Origin of the sequence: Cellulosimicrobium sp. JZ28 (assembly GCF_015327065.1) — a bacterium.
Taxonomy (GTDB): Bacteria; Actinomycetota; Actinomycetes; order Actinomycetales; family Cellulomonadaceae; genus Cellulosimicrobium; species Cellulosimicrobium funkei.
The window spans coordinates 1,360,257-1,377,599 of record NZ_CP017660.1 but is presented as its reverse complement, the minus strand read 5'-3'; the positions used below and the strand labels follow the sequence as shown (position 1 = coordinate 1,377,599).

Below are 17,343 nucleotides of genomic sequence, written 5' to 3'. Positions count from 1 at the left end.
CCCGCCGTCGGGGTCCTGGACCCCGCCGCTCAGGCGCGGAGCGTCGGGAGCCCCAGGACGACCGGGCCGGACGGCGCGCCGCCGCCGTGCCCGTGGCCGTGGTCGTCCTCGCCCCCGCCCAGACGGGCGCGCTCACGCCGCGCCCACGCGTCACCTGAGCGGGTCCGGCGGACGGCGAACGCGCCGCCCGCGAGCGCCGAGTCCGCGATGAGGTGGTGCGGCGCGGAGCGGGTGACCTCGACGGTGACGACGTCGCCGGGACGCGGCAGGCGGACGTCGAGGTCGTCCGCGAGGCGCGGGTCGACGGACCCGGGCGTGCCGGTCCCGTCGGAGGGGGCGTCGTCGGGCGCCCCGGCCACGACGGCCGCGGGGAGCGCGAGGTGCACGAGGCGGTTGTCGGGGGCGCGGCCCGTCACGCGGTGCGTCGCGCCGTCCTTGCGCCCTGCGCCCTCGCCGACGAGGACGTCGATCGTCCGGCCCACCTGGCGTGCGGACTCCTCGCCGGCGATCAACTCCTGGAGCGCCTGGAGCCGCTCGAAGCGCTCCTGCACTACCTCCTTGGCGAGCTGGCCGTCCATCGTCGCGGCCGGCGTCCCGGGGCGCGGCGAGTACTGGAAGATGAACGCGGAGGAGAAGCGCGACGCCTCGACGACCCGCATCGTCTCCGCGAAGTCCTCCTCGGTCTCGCCGGGGAAGCCCACGATGATGTCGGTGGTGATCGCGGCGTCGGGCATGACGGCCCGGACACGGTCGAGGATCCCGAGGAACCGCTCGGAGCGGTAGGAGCGGCGCATCGCGCGCAGCACGCGGTCGGAGCCCGACTGGAGCGGCATGTGGAGCTGGGGCATGACGTTCGGCGTCTCGGCCATGGCCGCGATGACGTCGTCGGTGAACGCGGCCGGGTGCGGCGACGTGAACCGCACGCGCTCGAGCCCGTCGATCGTCCCGCACGCGCGCAGGAGCTTGGCGAACGCACCCCGGTCGCCGAACTCGACGCCGTAGCTGTTGACGTTCTGACCGAGCAGCGTCACCTCGATGGCACCGGCCTCGACGAGCGCGCCCACCTCGGCGAGGACCTCGCCCGGACGGCGGTCGCGCTCCTTGCCGCGCAGGTGCGGCACGATGCAGAACGTGCACGTGTTGTTGCAGCCGACGCTGATGGACACCCACCCCGCGTAGACCGACTCGCGCTTCGTCGGCAGCGTCGAGGGGAACACCTGCAGCGACTCGGCGATCTCGACCTGCGCCGCCTCGTTGTGGCGCGCACGCTCGAGCAGGACGGGCAGGGCGTCGAGGTTGTGGGTGCCGAACACGACGTCGACCCAGGGGGCCTTCTCGACGATGGTGCCGCGGTCCTTCTGCGCGAGGCAGCCGCCGACGGCGATCTGCATGCCGGGTCGCGCGGCCTTCACCGAGGCGAGCTGGCCGAGGTTGCCGTACAGGCGCGTCGCGGCGTTCTCGCGCACGGCGCACGTGTTGATGACGACGACGTCCGCGCGGTTCGCGGCCTCGTCCTGCGCGCTCGCACGCGTGTAGCCCGCCTGCTCGAGCATCCCCGCCATGTGCTCGGAGTCGTGGACGTTCATCTGGCACCCGAGGGTGCGCACGACGTAGGTGCGGGGGTGCGCGTCGTCGGCCGGCGCAGCGGCGGTGGCGTGCGGTGCGGGGGCGGCCGGGACGGGGGCGGGGGCGATCGTGGACATCACCGTCCAGGGTACGGCTCCGGGTGCCGTGTTACTGAACTGTTGCCCGGTTGTTGCCGGGTGAGGTGGCACCGTGCAACAGAAGGGACATAGTGTCCAGGAATGGCCGACGAAACCCCTTCGCCGTCCGACGCGCAGCGCAGCGCTCAGGACGCTCAGCCCCTCCCCGCCGAGCAGGTCCTCGGTGAGCCGCTCGTCGAGCTGCGCGACGTGAACAAGCACTTCGGCGAGCTCCACGTGCTGCGCGACATCAACCTCACGGTCCGGCGCGGCGAGGTGCTCGTCGTCATCGGGCCCTCCGGCTCGGGCAAGTCGACCCTGTGCCGGGCGATCAACCGGCTCGAGACGATCGACTCGGGCGAGATCCTCGTCGACGGCGAACCGCTTCCGCAGGAGGGCAAGGCGCTCGCGCGGCTGCGCTCCGACGTCGGCATGGTCTTCCAGTCCTTCAACCTCTTCGCGCACAAGACGATCCTCGACAACGTGACGCTCGGGCCCGTCAAGGTGCGGCGCGAGCGGAGCAAGGACGCGAAGGAGCGCGCCCTCGCCCTCCTCGACCGGGTCGGCGTGAAGAACCAGGCGCAGAAGATGCCGGCCCAGCTCTCGGGCGGCCAGCAGCAGCGCGTCGCCATCGCCCGGGCCCTCGCGATGAAGCCCAAGGTCATGCTGTTCGACGAGCCCACGTCGGCGCTCGACCCCGAGATGATCAACGAGGTCCTGGACGTCATGGTCTCGCTCGCCAAGGAGGGCATGACCATGATCGTCGTCACCCACGAGATGGGCTTCGCCCGGAAGGCCGCGAACCGCGTGGTCTTCATGGCGGACGGCCAGATCGTCGAGGAGGCGCACCCCGAAGAGTTCTTCACCGCGCCGAAGAGCGAGCGGGCCAAGGACTTCCTCTCCAAGATCCTCACGCACTGAGGTCCCCCGCCCTCACCACGCACCGACCACCACGGACCGGGCCGCCAGGCCCCCACACCCGGCCGACCGACGAGGCACACCGTCGTCGGACGACCACCACTCACGAAGGGTAGGAACGATGCGCACACGACACGCAGGTGCTGCCGTGCTGGCCGCTCTCACCGCGCTCACGCTCGCAGCGTGCAGCAGCGGCGACGTCGGCGACGACAGCACGACCACGGACCCCGAGCAGTCCGCCGGAGGCAGCGGCGACGGCGGCGGCGAGACGGTCAAGATCGGCATCAAGTTCGACCAGCCCGGCCTGGGGTTCCAGGACGGGTCGACCTACACGGGGTTCGACGTCGACGTCGCCACCTACGTGGCGGGCGAGCTCGGCTTCTCCGAGGACCAGATCGAGTGGGTCGAGGCGCCGTCCGCGCAGCGCGAGACGATGCTGCAGACCGGGCAGGTCGACATGATCTTCGCGACGTACTCCATCACGGACACGCGCAAGGAGACCGTCGCGTTCGCCGGGCCGTACTTCGTCGCCGGGCAGGACCTGCTCGTCGCCGAGGACAACACCGACATCACCGGCCCGGAGTCGCTCGAGGGCAAGAACCTCTGCTCCGTCACGGGCTCGACGTCGGCGCAGCGCATCAAGGACGAGTACGCCGCGGGCGTGCAGCTCCTCGAGCGCCCCGGGTACGCCGAGTGCGTGACCGCGCTCACGGCCGGCCAGGTCGACGCCGTCACGACCGACGACATCATCCTCGCGGGCCTCGCGGCGCAGCCGCAGAACCAGGGCAAGGTGAAGGTGGTCGGGGCGCCGTTCTCGACCGAGCGCTACGGCGTCGGCCTGCCCCAGGACAACGACGTCTGCGAGGACGTCAACGCCGCGATCGAGAAGATGATCGAGGACGGCTCCTGGGAGGAGTTCGTCAGCAAGAACACCGAGGGCACCGGGTACACGCCGAACGCGAGCGAGAACCCGCCGACGGTCGACCCCTGCGCCTGACCTCTCTGCCGGGGAGCGGAGCGCGGCGCGCCGCGCTCCGCTCCCCGGCCTCGTCCGGTCGGTCCACGACCACACCCTCCCGGAGGATGACCAACCGTGGGTGACTACCTCTCCCAGTTCACCGAGCTCCTCAGCACCTACGACGTGCTCGGCGCGTTCTGGGTGAACATCCAGCTGACGTTCTGGGCTGCGATCTTCTCCCTGATCCTCGGCACGGCGCTCGCGCTCATGCGGATCTCCCCCGTCTCGAGCCTGCGGTGGGCCGGCTCGACCTACGTGAACCTCCTGCGCAACACGCCGCTGACGATCATCATGACGTTCATGGTCCTCGCGGTGTGGACCCAGCTGCAGATCAGCCTGTCCCCCGACTTCCCGACGAACTTCTTCCGGTTCGCGGTCATCGGCCTGACCGTCTACCACGCCGCCTTCGTGTGCGAGGCGATCCGCTCGGGCGTCAACACGGTGCCGATCGGCCAGGCCGAGGCGGCGCGGGCGATCGGCCTCTCCTTCGCTCCCGCCGCGCGCCTCGTCATCCTCCCGCAGGCGTTCCGCGGCGCGATCGCCCCCCTCGGCAACACCCTCATCGCGCTGCTGAAGAACTCCACCGTCGCGGCCGCCGCGAGCGTCACGACGGAGACGTCGAGCCTCATGCGCACGATGATCGAGTTCAACTCGAACTACATCTACGCGATCTTCCTCACCTTCGCGATCGGCTACGTGATCCTCGTCATCCCGATCGGCCTGCTCACCACCTCGCTCTCGACCCGATTGGCGGTCCGCCGATGAGCGCCCCGCGTCAGTCCGTCCTCTTCGACGCCCCCGGGCCCCGGGCCCGGCGCGCGATCGCCGTCGGCAACGTGATCGGCGCCGTGATCGTGATCGGGATCGCCGTGCTCGTGGTGCTGGAGCTCGGACGCAAGGGCCAGCTCTCGTGGGAGCAGTGGGGTCCCGTCTTCACCGCCAACGCGTGGGAGAACTTCTTCCTGCCGGGCCTCCAGAACACGCTGCGCGCCGCCGGGTTCGCGATCGTCGGTGCCGTGATCTTCGGGCTGGTCTTCGGCTCCGGCCGGCTGTCGCACGTGCGCGCGCTGCGCTGGGCGTGCGGTGTCGTCGTCGAGTTCTTCCGCGCCGTGCCGGTGCTCCTCATGATGATCTTCTTCTGGCTCCTGCTGGGGCTGCAGAAGGTCCCGGACGCCCCGTTCCTCGCGGTCGTGATCTCCCTCGTGCTCTACAACGGCTCGGTGATCGCCGAGCTCGTCCGGTCCGGCGTCGGCAACCTGCCGAAGGGCCAGGGAGAGGCCGGCGTGGCGATCGGCCTGACGCGCGGGCAGACCCTGCGGTCGATCCAGCTCCCGCAGGCGCTCATCGCGATGCTGCCCGCGCTCGTGTCGCAGCTCGTCGTCGTGCTCAAGGACACCGCGCTCGGGCAGATCATCACGTACCCCGAGCTGCTGCGGGCCGCGCAGATCCTCGGCACGGCCTTCGGCAACACCCTGCAGACCCTCACGGTCGCCGCGGTCATCTTCATCGTCATCAACTACGCCCTGACCGCCCTGGCCCAGTGGCTCTCACGCTTCCTCAGCGGGCGCACCGCGGGCGCCACGGCTGCGGGACCGGGCATCGGCAACCCGACGGCGGTCGCGGGCGGCCCCACGGAGGACGCCCCGGCCACCTCTACTGTGCGCTGACGCACCCGTCGCCCGCCCGTGCTCGGGCGGGCGACGGGCCGCTCTGCCGCGGGGGCCGCCCGCGCTCGTCCGGGCCGGTCGAGCGTCACTCCTCCGCGTCGAGCTCGCGCTGCACGATCTCGAACGCCAGCCCGGGGCTGTAGCCCTTGCGGGCGAGCGCGCCGACCGTCCGACGCACGCGCACGTCGCGGTCGAGACCGCGGGTCCTGGCGAGACGTGCCCGCGCGAGGGCCAGGGCGGCGTCCGCCTCGGAGTCGTCGTCGACCTGCTCGAGCGCGGCCGCGCCGACCTCGCCGTCGATCCCCCGCCGGCGCAGCTCGGTCGAGATCGCGCGGCGGGACAGCCCGCGCTCGGCGTGCCGCGTGCGGACGATCATCTCCGCGTACTGCGCGTCGTCGACGAGCCCGACCTCCTCGAAGCGGTCGAGGATGGGCAGCACGACGTGCTCGGGGTAGCCCTTGCGCGCGAGCGACTGCGTGAGCTCCGCGCGGCTCTTCGGTGCCGCGGTGAGGATGCGCAGGACGGTCTCGCGGGCGCGCTCGGCGAGGTCGGCGTCGCTGATCTCGCCGCGCTCCACGAGCTCGTGCAGCGACGGGCGCGGGCGCCGCCCGGCCTTGCGGCCGGAGCGGCGCCCGTCGTCCTCCGCGGACGGGTCGACGGGCTCGGCGCCCTCGACCCCGTCCTGCTCGCCGATCAGAACGGCGACTTCTTCCCCTTGCCGGCCGCGGCGGTCGCCTTGGCCGGAGCGGCCACGGCGGCGTCGGCCGCGACGGTCACGCCGGCGGCCGGGTCGGCCGGTGCGTCGACCTTGGCCCCGACGCCGAGCTTCTCCTTGATCTTCTTCTCGAGCTCGTTCGCGAGGTCGGGGTTGTCGCGCAGGAACGAGCGCGCGTTCTCCTTGCCCTGCCCGAGCTGGTCGCCGCCGTAGGTGAACCACGACCCGGACTTGCGCACGAACCCGTGCTCCACGCCCATGTCGATGAGACCACCCTCGCGAGAGATGCCGACCCCGTAGAGGATGTCGAACTCGGCCTGCTTGAACGGCGGCGCCATCTTGTTCTTGACGACCTTCACGCGGGTCCGGTTGCCGACCGCGTCGGTGCCCTCCTTGAGGGTCTCGATGCGGCGGATGTCGAGACGGACCGAGGCGTAGAACTTCAGCGCCTTGCCACCGGTCGTCGTCTCGGGAGAGCCGAAGAACACGCCGATCTTCTCGCGGAGCTGGTTGATGAAGATCGCGGTCGTGCCGGACGCGCTGAGCGCACCGGTGATCTTGCGCAGCGCCTGCGACATGAGGCGGGCCTGGAGGCCGACGTGGCTGTCGCCCATCTCGCCCTCGATCTCCGCCTTGGGCACGAGGGCCGCGACGGAGTCGATGACGATGATGTCGAGCGCGCCCGAGCGGATCAGCATGTCCGTGATCTCGAGCGCCTGCTCCCCCGTGTCCGGCTGGGAGACGAGCAGGGCGTCGGTGTCGACGCCGAGCTTCTTGGCGTACTCCGGGTCGAGGGCGTGCTCGGCGTCGATGAACGCCGCGATGCCGCCGGCGCGCTGGGCGCTGGCCACGGCGTGCAGCGCCACGGTCGTCTTTCCGGAGGACTCCGGGCCGTACACCTCGATGACGCGCCCGCGCGGCAGGCCGCCGATGCCGAGCGCGATGTCCAGCGCGATGGAGCCCGTGGGGATGACCTCGACGGGGGCGCGGCCCTCCTCGCCGAGGCGCATGACGGAGCCCTTGCCGAAGCTCCGGTCGATCTGGGCGAGGGCTGCCTCGAGCGCCTTCTCGCGGTCTGCGGGTGCGGGCATGTCAGTCCACCTTCGGTTCGACGTCCATCTGTTCGTTGTGGCCCGACGTTACGGGCAGCCACCGACACGCGGTTCCGACGAGCCCCGGACCTGGGGACCGTCGTGCCGGACCGGCGTCCCGGGCCCGCCGGAGCGCGCCCTGTGCACAACTCTAGCCGAACACGTGTTCGATCACGGAACCCGCCCCGGCGTGTCCGCGACTCGCGGGCTCACCCGTCGTCGTCCGCGGACCACGACTCGCCGGGCCGCAGCACGACCACCCGCGTCCCGGGCGCCTCGCGCTGCGCGGCCGCCTCGAACGCCGCGCCCGCGTGGTCCATCCAGCCGCGCGGCAGGTGCTGGCCGCCCGGCGCGTGCAGCGTCCCCCAGTGCACCGGCACCGCGACCCGCACCCCGACCTCGGCGCACACCCGCGCGGCCTGCACCGGGCCCAGGTGCCCGCCCGAGAGCCGCGGCCCCCACCCGCCGACCGGCACGAGGGCCACGTCCACCGGGCCGCCCGCGAGCGCCGGGAGGTGCGCCATCCCGGGGTGGTGCTCGGTGTCGCCCGCCACCCACACGCGCAGGCCGTCGGGACCGGAGGTCCGCACGAGGTGACCGTTCGCGGCGTTGGGCCGGTGCGGCATCGGCCGGTGCCCGTGCACCGCGGTGACGAGCCGCGTCTCGACCCCGGCCCCCGCCGGCCCCACGGCGTGCCACTCGTCGCCCAGCCCGACGCCGCGCAGCCCCTTGCCACGCAGCCACCGCGCGTTGGCGGGTGCCGTGAGGACCGGCACGTCGCCGAGGAGCCGCAGCGACCGCAGCTCGGCGTGGTCGTGGTGGAGGTGGGACAGCAGGACGGCGTCCCCGTCCCGCCACACCGGGGCCGGCTGCTCGCCGCGCCGGCGGAGCATCCCCGCGTGCCGGTGCAGGAGCGGGTCGGTCACGAGCCGCACCGTCGGCCCGCCGGGGGTCGCGGCGAGGTCGAGGACCGCGCTCGAGTGGCCGAGCCACGTCACGGTGACGCTCACGCGCCGCTCCCCCGGCCCGGCGCGTCCTCGGCCACCGGCGGCCGTACCCCCAGGTCGGTGAGCCACGCGACGAGCCGGCGGTGCACCGCCTCCGCCCCGACGAGCATCGGCGTGCCGTCGACGTCCTCGAGCTCGTCGTCGGGCACCGCGAGGTGCGCGGGGTGCAGCAGCACCGCCTGGTTCTGCGCCCCGCCGAGGCCGCCGTGCGACCCGACCAGGCCCTCGAACGCGTGCACCATCCCGACCTCGTCGACGCTCGAGACGAGCACGAGGTCCCCGGCGTCCTCCAGCCCGGCGACGCGCACGAGGTCCGCCGCCGCACGCGACCCGAACGACGCGAGCGGGTCGGCGCCCACGACCTCGCCCGTCAGCAGGTCGCGCGAGCCACCCCGGCCGTGCGCCCGGACCTCCCCGCGCGGGCCTCGTTCGACGACGACGCCGACCGCGGGGTTCGCGACGAGCCCCGGGAGCAGCGCGGGCCACCGGGCGCGGACCTCGTCGCCCGTGAGGCGCCGCGGTTCGCGCGGGAACCACACCATCCCGAGGTTGCCCGACCCGACGACCGCGACCTCGGGCAGCTCGGGCAGCGCGGGTGCGGCGTCGGCGCGGCGCTCGGAGCGGTCCGGGCCCACGAGCATGCGGCCCGCCTGCGCGTCCGGCTGCCCGGGACGCAGCGCGTTGAGGGCCGTGTTGGCAGGGCCCCACGCCTCGCTGTCCGGGGCCGTCGCCCGACGCCGGCCCTCGCCCCGGGCGGACCCGGCGCCGTCCCGCGCGCGGCCGTCGTCGTCCGCACGAGCGCCGTCGCCAGGCGGGTCGAGCGCCATGAGGCGTCGCACCTCGTCGAGGAAGGACCGCCCGGTGACCTGCTCGAACGTCGGGCCGAGCGACTGCCCGTGGTCCGAGAGCACGACGACGTCGTAGCGCCGGGGCGCGACGGCCGCGACCTGCTCCCAGAGCCCGACGACGCGGTCCAGGCCCTCGAGCGCGCGCAGCGACTCGGGCCGCAGCGGCCCGGCGTGGTGCGCGATCTCGTCGTAGTCCACGAGGTCGACGCACACGACGGGCGCCCCGCGCACGAGCTGCTCCGCGACGAGCGTCGTGTTGAGGTCGCGCAGCACGACGTTCGTCACGGCGCGCAGCACCGGGTACCAGCCGAGGCGCGAGACGCGCGGCTCGACGCCGCGCACGGCCTGCTGCCAGCCCTGGTAGAGCTCCTTGAGCAGCTCGCCGAGCGCGACGACCACGGCGCGCACGAGGACGAACGGGCTCGCGAAGAAGTGCACGAACATCTGTCCGGGCCCCAGGCCCTCGCGCGCCCGGCTCATGACGAGCAGGCTCGTCGCCGCGTCCCCGGAGAACATCGTCGAGACGGCGACGCCGCCGCCCGCGAGCAGACCCGCGCCGTCGCTCGTGCGCGCCTCGACCGCCGCCGCGTCCGCGGGCCGGTTCGTCACGACGAGCCGCCCCAGCGCGCGCGACCACCACCGGAAGGCGGGGACGTGCTCGGTCGACCCGTGCAGGAGCCCGACGGTCGAGGCCGGCGTCGTCGCGGGCACGCGGGCCCACCACGTCGTGAGGTGGTGGCTGCCGTCGCCGAGCCACCGCGCGAGCGTCGGGGTCAGGCCGGCCTGGAGGGCGTAGTCGAGCGTGGGGCGCGCGACGCCGTCGAGCAGGACGACGAGCAGGCCCGCCGGGCGCTCCGCGGCGGCGCCCGCGGCGGCTCCCCGGGGCACGCCCGCCTGGCGTCGCGCGCGCCGGAGCAGGTCCCCGATCACGTACTCGTTGTCGCTCGCCCCGACGACCCAGCGCCCGAGCGCCATGAGCACGGCCGCGATGACGAGGACGGCGAGGACGTCGGTCCACGCCCCGCTGCGGAACCCCGGGAGGTAGGTGAGCGCCGCCCACGCGACCGCGACCTGGGCGACCACGCCCGAGACGAGCGCGCCGACCACGCCGGACCGGCGCGCGACCCCGCGCAGCACCGGGCGCAGCAGCGCGTCGCCCACCGCCACCGCGAGCGCCGCGAGGACGAGCGACCAGGGGTTGGTCACCTCGACCCCGGGGACGACCCAGATCGCGAGCCCCAGCCCGGCCGCCGTCGAGACGAGCGACCAGGCCGCGCCGCGCACGTCGGCGGCGGTGAGGCGCGGCGCGGCGAGCCGACCGCGGGCGGGAACGCTCATGCCGCCATCATCGCGGGACGCGGCAGGGTGCGCCCCTCGGGCGTCCCCGGGTTCCGGGCAGGTCGGGGCAGGTTTGGGCCGCGCAGGTCGGGGCCGGGCCGGTCAGCGGCGCGGCGGCGCCTGGCGGTGGTCGTCGTTCCCCCAGCGCCGCGCGTCGGGCACGTCGAGCGCGTCGCACAGCGCGTGCCAGACGACGCGCGGCTCGACCCCGTCCTCGAGCGCCTGGGCGGCGGTCCGGTCGTCGAGCGCGGACAGCACCTGCTCGCGCACGTAGGCGCGGCCCAGGGCCGCACCGAACACCTCGTCGACCAGCTCGGAGAACTCGCGGTAGCGCACGGACCAAGCCTTGCACGGATCCGCGGCCGCCCGGTCGCGCGCCGGGACGCGCGGGCCGCACCGCGTCGCCCGGGTTCGCACCCGGTCACCGAGGCGCACGGGCGGGCCGCCGGGGCGCCGGCACGCTGCGGCGGGCGCGTGTGGGTGGGCACCCCCAGAATGGGCGCGTGACCTCGGACCCGCTCGCCCGCTTCGCCGCGCCCACGCGCGCGTGGTTCTCGGGCGCGTTCGACGCGCCGACCGCCGCCCAGGCCGGTGCGTGGGAGGCCGTGTCGAGCGACCGGCACGCGCTCGTGGTCGCCCCGACCGGTTCGGGCAAGACGCTCGCCGCGTTCCTCTGGTCGCTCGACCGGATCCTCGCCGCGCCCCCGGAGGAGGCCCCGGCACGCGAGGCGCGCTGCCGCGTCGTCTACGTCTCGCCGCTCAAGGCGCTCGCCGCGGACGTCGAGCGGAACCTGCGCTCGCCGCTCGCGGGCATCCGCCAGGCCGCGGTGCGGCTCGGGCTCGACGTGCCGGACGTCGTCGTCGGCACCCGCACCGGGGACACCCCCACGAGCGAGCGCCGCCGGCTCGCCACGCACCCGCCGGACATCCTCATCACGACGCCCGAGTCGCTGTTCCTCGTGCTGACGTCGCAGGCGCGCGCGGGGCTCGTGGGCGTCGAGACGGTGATCGTCGACGAGATCCACGCGGTGGCGGGCACCAAGCGGGGCGCTCACCTGGCCGTGTCGCTCGAGCGCCTGGACGCGCTGCTCGAGGCGCACGAGCGGCCCCCGGCGCAGCGCGTCGGGCTCTCGGCCACGGTCCGCCCCGTCGAGGCGGTCGCGACCTTCCTGGGCGGGCACCGGCCCGAGGCCGAGGGCGGGCGCGAGGTCGTCGTCGTGCAGCCGCCGTCGAGCAAGCGCATCGAGGTCGACGTCGTCGTGCCCGTCCCGGACCTCTCGGACCTCGGGACGGCGGCGCTCGTGCCGGACGCCGGGTCGCGGTCGGACGGCGGCCTGCCGCCCCTGCCGCCCGGCGAGCGCGACCTCACAGGCCCGGCGACGTCGCGCCCGACGGGCGCGCCCGACGTCCGGCCGCCGCGCCCGTCGGTCTGGCCGCACGTCGAGGAGCGGGTCGTCGACCTCGTCACCGACCACCGCTCCACGCTGGTCTTCACGAACTCGCGCCGTGGGGCGGAGCGCCTCACGGCGCGCATGAACGAGCTGTGGGCCGAGCGCCAGGGCGAGGACGTGCTCGACCCGGGCACGGTCACCGCGGCGCAGGTGCAGGCGCAGTCGGGCGCGAGCTCGGGCGTCGAGCCCGTCATCGCCCGCGCGCACCACGGGTCGATGAGCCGGGCCGAGCGCACGCGCACGGAGACCGAGCTCAAGGACGGCCGGCTGCCCGCGGTGGTCGCGACGTCGAGCCTCGAGCTCGGTATCGACATGGGCGCGGTGGACCTCGTCGTCCAGGTCGGGGCGCCGCCCTCGGTCGCGTCGGGCCTGCAGCGGATCGGGCGCGCGGGCCACCAGGTGGGGGCCGTGTCGCACGGCGTGGTGTTCCCCACGCACCGGGGCGACCTCGTGCCGTCGGCGGTCGTCGCCGAGCGCATGCGCTCCGGAGGCATCGAGGAGCTCCACGTGCTCGCCAACCCGCTCGACGTCCTCGCCCAGCAGGTCGTCGCGATGGTCGCGGTCGACGAGTGGACGGTCGCGGAGCTCGCGACGCTCGTGCGGCGCAGCGAGCCCTACGCGCACCTCGGTGACGCGTCGCTGCACGCCGTCCTCGACATGCTCGCGGGCCGCTACCCGAGCGAGGACTTCGGCGAGCTGCGCGCGCGGATCGTGTGGGACCGCGCGTCGGGCCGGCTGACCGGGCGGCCGGGCGCGCTGCGGCTCGCCGCGACGAGCGGCGGCACGATCCCCGACCGCGGGATGTACGGCGTGTTCCTCGCGACGGACGCCGGGACCGGGACCGTCGCGGGCGACCCGGACACCGCGGGCGGCCGCGCCCCGCGCGGCGGCAAGCGCGTCGGCGAGCTCGACGAGGAGATGGTCTACGAGTCGCGCGTCGGCGACACGTTCACGCTCGGGTCGAGCACGTGGCGCATCGAGGACATCACGCCCGACCGCGTGCTCGTCACGCCCGCGCCGGGCATCCCGGGGCGGCTGCCGTTCTGGAAGGGCGACTCCCCCGGCCGACCCGCCGAGCTCGGCCGTGCGCTCGGCGCGTGGGTGCGCGAGACGGACGCGCTCGCCGCCACCGACCCCGACGCCGCGACAGACCGGCTCCGCACGGCAGGCCTCGACGCGTGGGCGAGCGACAACCTGCTGGCCTACCTGCGCGAGCAGCGCGACGCGACCGGGCGCGTCCCGGACGACCGCACGGTCGTCGTCGAGCGCTTCCGCGACGAGCTCGGCGACTGGCGCGTCGTCGTGCACTCGCCGTACGGCGCGAAGGTGCACGCGCCGTGGGCGCTCGTGCTCGCCGCGCGCCTGCGCGAGCGTTACGGGGTCGACGCCGCCGCGATGCACGCCGACGACGGCATCGTCCTGCGGCTCCCGGACACCGGGGACTCGTGGCTCGAGGGAGCGGCCGACGGCTCGGGCGGCCTCGGCGGGGACGCGCCCGTCGTCGGCGTCGAGGACCTGCTCCTCGACCCGGACGACGTGCTCGACGCGGTGCGCGACGAGCTCGGCGGGTCGGTGATGTTCGCGTCGCGGTTCCGCGAGGCCGCCGCCCGCGCGCTCCTGCTGCCCCGGCGTCGTCCGGACCGGCGCCAGCCGCTGTGGCAGCAGCGGCAGCGCTCGGCGCAGCTCCTGTCGGTGGCGTCGGAGTACCCGGAGTTCCCGATCGTGCTCGAGGCCGCCCGCGAGTGCCTGCAGGACGACTTCGACGTCGCGGCGCTCACCGACCTCATGCGCGACCTCGCCGCCGGGCGCGTGCGCCTCGTCGAGGTGACGACCCCGACGCCGTCGCCCTTCGCGCAGTCGCTCCTCTTCGGGTACACCGCCCAGTTCCTCTACGACGGCGACGCCCCGCTCGCGGAGCGCCGCGCCGCCGCGCTGTCGCTCGACCCCACGCTCCTCGCCGAGCTCCTGGGCGGCAACGGTGTCGCGGCCCAGCTCGCCGACCTGCTCGACCCCGCCCAGATCGAGCGGACCGAGGCCGAGCTCGGCGCGCTCGCGCCCGAGCGGCAGGCGCGGCACGCCGAGGACGTGTGGGACGTGCTGCGCCGGCTGGGCCCGCTCACCGAGGCCGAGGTCGCGGCGCGGACCCGCGAGGACGTGCGCGCCGACGTCGCGGCCTGGCTGCGCGAGCTCGAGGCCGCGCGCCGCATCATGCCCGTGCGACTTGCGGGGGTCGCGCCCGAGCGTGCGCAGCAGTGGGCGGTCGTGGAGGACGCCGGCCGCCTGCGCGACGCGCTCGGCGTCGCGCTGCCCGTCGGCATCCCCGAGGTGTTCACCGAGCCCGTCCCCGACCCGCTCGGCGACCTCGTGCGCCGCCACGCCCGCACGCACGGCCCGTTTACCGCCGCCGACCTCGCCGCACGCCTCGGGCTGGGCGTCGCCGTCGTCGTGCAGACGCTCGAGCGGCTCGAGGCGGCCCGGCTCGTCGTGCGCGGGCGGCTGCGGCCGGAGGCGATCGGCGGCACGGGCGACGACTGGTGCGACGCCGAGGTGCTGCGCGTCCTGCGCCGGCGCTCGCTCGCCGCGCTGCGCGCCGAGGTGGAGCCCGTCCCCGCCGAGACGCTGGGCGTCTTCCTCCCGCGTTGGCAGGGGCTCGGCGCGCTGCGCGGCGTCGACGGGCTGCTGCGCGTCGTCGAGCAGCTCTCCGGCGCGGCCGTCCCCGCCTCGGCGCTCGAGACCCTCGTGCTCCCGGCGCGCGTCAGCGACTACACCCCGACGATGCTCGACGAGCTGACGACGACCGGCGAGGTCGTGTGGTGCGGGCACGCCCCGCTGCCCGGCTCGGGCGGCGGCGACGGGCTCGTCAGCCTGCACCTCGCGGAGTGGGCGCCGCTCACGCTGCCCGACCCGGGCCCGGCGCCCGAGACCGGCCTCCATGCCACGCTGCTCGACCTGCTGGAGGGCTCGGGCGGGTACTTCCTCCCGCGGCTGGCCGAGCGCGCCGGCGCGGAGACCGTCCCGACGCTCGAGGCGCTGTGGGACCTCGTGTGGTCGGGCCACGTGACGAACGACGGCCTCGGCTCGCTCCGCGCACGGCTCGGCGCCGCCGGGGGGACCCACCGCGCGCCGCGCGCCCCGGCGCGGGCCCGGCCGCTCGCGCGCGGCCGGTTCGCGGGCCTGCGACCGCCGACGTCGCCCGAGACGGCCCTGCGCGGCGGCGCCGGGCGGTGGTCGGCGCTGCCCCCGCGCGAGCCCGACCCCACCCGCCGGGCGCACGCGCTCGCCCGCGTCCTGCTCGACCGCCACGGCGTGCTCACGCGCGCCGTCGCGCCCGCCGAGGGCGTCGCGGGGTCGTTCCGCGCGGTGTACCGCGTGCTGAGCGAGCTGGAGGCCACGGGGGCGGCGCGGCGCGGGTACTTCGTCGAGCACCTCGGCGGCTCGCAGTTCGCGCTCCCCGGCGCGGTCGACCAGCTCCGGACCGACGCGCAGAACCGTGAGCGCGCGCTCGAGGCCGACGCCGCGGCGGCAGCGTCCGACCCGTTCGCCCCGCTCCCCGACGCGCGGACGTCGCGCGGCGGTCCGCGTCCCGGCGCCGTGCTGCTCGCCGCGACGGACCCGGCGAACCCCTACGGCGCGGCGCTGCCGTGGCCCGCCCGCCCGTCGACCGGACCGGGCGCACCCGGCGCGCCCGGCACGGACGGCACGACCGGCGAGGGCTCGCGCGGCCACCGCCCGGGCCGCAAGGCCGGCGCCGTCGTCGTGCTGAGCGACGGCGACCTCGCGCTCTACGTCGAGCGCGGCGGGCGGTCCGTGCTGTCCTTCGTGGACGGCCCGCGGCTCGCCGAGGCGAGCGCGGCGCTGGTCCGCGCCGTACGGGCGGGCACGCTCGGGAAGATCGTGGTGCAGCGCGTCGACGGCGTCGAGGCCCTGGCGGGTGCCGGCACGGCCCGGACCCCGGCGGACGACGCGGTGCGCGCGCTGCTCGACGCCGGCTTCCGCGCGACGCCGCGCGGCCTGCGGGCGGCCTGACGTGCGGCGGTCGTCGCGCGCGCCCGACCACGGAGGGCGGTCGCGTGCCCGAGGGTGACATCCTGCGTCTCGTCTCGGCCCGCCTCGACGAGGCGCTCAAGGACCGGGTGCTGGTCCGCTCGGACCTGCGGTGGCCGAGCGCCGCGGAGATCGACCTGGTCGGGCGGACGGTCGTCGGGAACCAGGCCTACGGGAAGCACCTGTTCACGCGGTTCGACGACGGCCGGTCCCTGCACACGCACCTGCGCATGGAGGGGTCGTGGCGGCTCGCCCGGACGGGCACGCACGACGCGCGCGGGGCGGAGCCGAACGTGCGCGTGGTCCTCGCGAACGAGTGGTGGACGGCGGTCGGGAACCGGATCGGCATGCTGCACGTGCTGCGCACCGCGGACGAGCGCGTGATCGTCGGGCCGCTGGGTCCCGACGTGCTCGGCGACGACTTCCCGGAGACCGGGCTGCCCGAGGCGGCCGCGCGGATGCGGGCCGACGACGCGGCGGGCGGGAGCGGCCCCCGGTACCGGCCGGAGCGTGCCGCGACGGGCGTGCCCGTCGCGGAGGCCCTGCTCGACCAGCACCTCGTCGCCGGCATCGGCACGATCTACACGGCCGAGTCGCTCTTCGCCGAGCACGTCTACCCGTGGACGCCCGTCCGCGACGTCGAGGACCTCGAGGGCCTCCTGCGCACGGCGCGCACGCTCATGCAGCGCACGGTGCGGCACGGGTTCGACCCGCGCGCCGGCGTCGTGCGGCACGTGCACGGGCGCACACGAAAGGCGTGCCACGTGTGCGGCACGCCTGTCGCGGAAGGTACGGCGAACGAGCCCCCGTACGACCGTCCGATCTTCTGGTGTCCGACCTGCCAGGCACCGCCCGCAGCAGGATGACGGCCGGCGTCGCTGCCCCCGCTCCCGGTGCGGCCGGTGCCGGCCCGACCGTCAGCCGACGGGCTGCAGGTCCTCGCGGCGTGCCGTGCCCTCGGGATGCTGGCGACCCAGCACGGCCGTCGCGAAGTCGGCCGGGATGGTGTCGGGGATCAGCAGACCCTCGGCGACGGCGACCCGGTCGCTGACCTCGCGCAGCACCAACGACATCGGGATGTCGAGCGCCTCGCAGATCGAGCCGAGGAGCTCCGACGACGCTTCCTTCTGACCGCGCTCGACCTCGCTGAGGTAGCCCAGCGAGACCCGTGCGGCGGAGGACACCTCTCGCAGGGTGCGCCCCTGTCGCTGGCGAGCGTCTCGCAGCACGTCCCCGATCTCTCGTCGAAGAACAATCATCTGGCGACCCCCTTCCGTGTCCCGTGCGCCCCCGGGAGCCGGAGAGGCCCCCACCCGGGTGCGCGAACTGCTCGTGCCGGTCTTCCTGTTCACTGCCCCGCGTGACGGGGTCGTCCTACCGTACCCCGCCCGCGGGCCGCTCACGTCGCCGGTGCCCCGTGCGGGACGGGGCGCGGGCGCGTTGTCCGTGCGTCCCACCGGTCGGTTGACGGTCCTGTTGGCGATCACGTGCTGTGCAACGTCGCGACGTGGGGTGTTGTTCCCGCGCCGGGCCTCCCGGCCGC

General features: G+C 75.1%; 13 protein-coding genes. 6 read left to right on the top strand and 7 right to left on the bottom strand.

Translation table 11 applies throughout. The features are described from left to right. Positions 1–29: 29 nt before the first annotated feature. Positions 30–1,703 carry a tRNA (N6-isopentenyl adenosine(37)-C2)-methylthiotransferase MiaB gene (miaB, locus tag BJP59_RS06325; RefSeq protein WP_194522499.1) on the bottom strand — a complete coding sequence of 558 codons (1,674 nt, stop codon included), beginning with the start codon at positions 1,701–1,703 and terminating at the stop codon, positions 30–32. Positions 1,704–1,805: 102 nt separating this feature from the next. Between miaB and BJP59_RS06320 the strand changes: the two genes are divergently transcribed. The 4 genes from BJP59_RS06320 (at position 1,806) to BJP59_RS06305 (ending at position 5,306) form a co-directional block, all read left to right on the top strand. Beyond that, positions 1,806–2,624 carry an amino acid ABC transporter ATP-binding protein gene (locus BJP59_RS06320; protein WP_034655661.1) on the top strand — a complete coding sequence of 273 codons (819 nt, stop codon included), beginning with the start codon at positions 1,806–1,808 and terminating at the stop codon, positions 2,622–2,624. 118 nt (positions 2,625–2,742) lie between these two features. Continuing rightward, positions 2,743–3,618 (top strand): glutamate ABC transporter substrate-binding protein, encoded by an 876-nt coding sequence (locus BJP59_RS06315; protein WP_194522498.1) that lies wholly within the window; start codon positions 2,743–2,745, stop codon positions 3,616–3,618. Between the two features lie 96 nt (positions 3,619–3,714). Then, on the top strand, positions 3,715–4,404 hold the full coding sequence (locus tag BJP59_RS06310) for an amino acid ABC transporter permease (protein WP_021482422.1): 690 nt from the start codon (positions 3,715–3,717) through the stop codon (positions 4,402–4,404). Beyond that, positions 4,401–5,306 (top strand): amino acid ABC transporter permease, encoded by a 906-nt coding sequence (locus BJP59_RS06305; protein WP_194522497.1) that lies wholly within the window; start codon positions 4,401–4,403, stop codon positions 5,304–5,306. Before BJP59_RS06310 ends, BJP59_RS06305 begins: the two co-directional genes overlap by 4 nt. 85 nt (positions 5,307–5,391) lie before the next feature. Here the strand turns inward: BJP59_RS06305 and BJP59_RS06300 are convergent, their stop codons facing one another. From BJP59_RS06300 to BJP59_RS06280, 5 genes are all read right to left on the bottom strand, one after another. After that, entirely contained in the window at positions 5,392–5,883 is a 492-nt protein-coding gene (locus BJP59_RS06300; RefSeq protein ID WP_228485303.1) for a regulatory protein RecX, read from the bottom strand. Between the two features lie 116 nt (positions 5,884–5,999). Beyond that, entirely contained in the window at positions 6,000–7,112 is a 1,113-nt protein-coding gene (gene recA, locus BJP59_RS06295; RefSeq protein ID WP_034655657.1) for a recombinase RecA, read from the bottom strand. 209 nt (positions 7,113–7,321) lie between these two features. Beyond that, entirely contained in the window at positions 7,322–8,122 is an 801-nt protein-coding gene (locus BJP59_RS06290; protein ID WP_194522496.1) for an MBL fold metallo-hydrolase, read from the bottom strand. Then, complete coding sequence (locus BJP59_RS06285; RefSeq protein ID WP_194522495.1) at positions 8,119–10,305, bottom strand: alkaline phosphatase family protein; 2,187 nt, start codon at positions 10,303–10,305, stop codon at positions 8,119–8,121. Before BJP59_RS06285 ends, BJP59_RS06290 begins: the two co-directional genes overlap by 4 nt. Before the next feature lie 102 nt (positions 10,306–10,407). After that, positions 10,408–10,641, bottom strand: coding sequence for a DUF3046 domain-containing protein (locus BJP59_RS06280; protein ID WP_034655650.1), 234 nt, complete (start codon positions 10,639–10,641; stop codon positions 10,408–10,410). A gap of 167 nt (positions 10,642–10,808) precedes the next feature. On the opposite strand from BJP59_RS06280, the gene BJP59_RS06275 reads away from it, so the two are divergent. Then, positions 10,809–15,782, top strand: coding sequence for an Lhr family helicase (locus tag BJP59_RS06275; protein ID WP_194522494.1), 4,974 nt, complete (start codon positions 10,809–10,811; stop codon positions 15,780–15,782). A gap of 44 nt (positions 15,783–15,826) precedes the next feature. Next, complete coding sequence (locus tag BJP59_RS06270; RefSeq protein ID WP_194522493.1) at positions 15,827–16,666, top strand: DNA-formamidopyrimidine glycosylase family protein; 840 nt, start codon at positions 15,827–15,829, stop codon at positions 16,664–16,666. A gap of 51 nt (positions 16,667–16,717) precedes the next feature. Here the strand turns inward: BJP59_RS06270 and BJP59_RS06265 are convergent, their stop codons facing one another. After that, positions 16,718–17,059 (bottom strand): helix-turn-helix domain-containing protein, encoded by a 342-nt coding sequence (locus tag BJP59_RS06265; RefSeq protein ID WP_021483863.1) that lies wholly within the window; start codon positions 17,057–17,059, stop codon positions 16,718–16,720. Positions 17,060–17,343: the final 284 nt, after the last annotated feature.

What these genes read in the sequence shown, in the direction of transcription:
- BJP59_RS06305 (WP_194522497.1), top strand. Translation starts at nt 4,401, where the DNA reads ATGAGCGCCCCGCGTCAGTCCGTCCTCTTCGACGCCCCCGGGCCCCGG.
- BJP59_RS06315 (WP_194522498.1), top strand. Translation starts at nt 2,743, where the DNA reads ATGCGCACACGACACGCAGGTGCTGCCGTGCTGGCCGCTCTCACCGCG.
- miaB (WP_194522499.1), bottom strand. Translation starts at nt 1,703, where the DNA reads ATGTCCACGATCGCCCCCGCCCCCGTCCCGGCCGCCCCCGCACCGCAC.
- recA (WP_034655657.1), bottom strand. Translation starts at nt 7,112, where the DNA reads ATGCCCGCACCCGCAGACCGCGAGAAGGCGCTCGAGGCAGCCCTCGCC.
- BJP59_RS06265 (WP_021483863.1), bottom strand. Translation starts at nt 17,059, where the DNA reads ATGATTGTTCTTCGACGAGAGATCGGGGACGTGCTGCGAGACGCTCGC.
- BJP59_RS06320 (WP_034655661.1), top strand. Translation starts at nt 1,806, where the DNA reads ATGGCCGACGAAACCCCTTCGCCGTCCGACGCGCAGCGCAGCGCTCAG.
- BJP59_RS06285 (WP_194522495.1), bottom strand. Translation starts at nt 10,305, where the DNA reads ATGAGCGTTCCCGCCCGCGGTCGGCTCGCCGCGCCGCGCCTCACCGCC.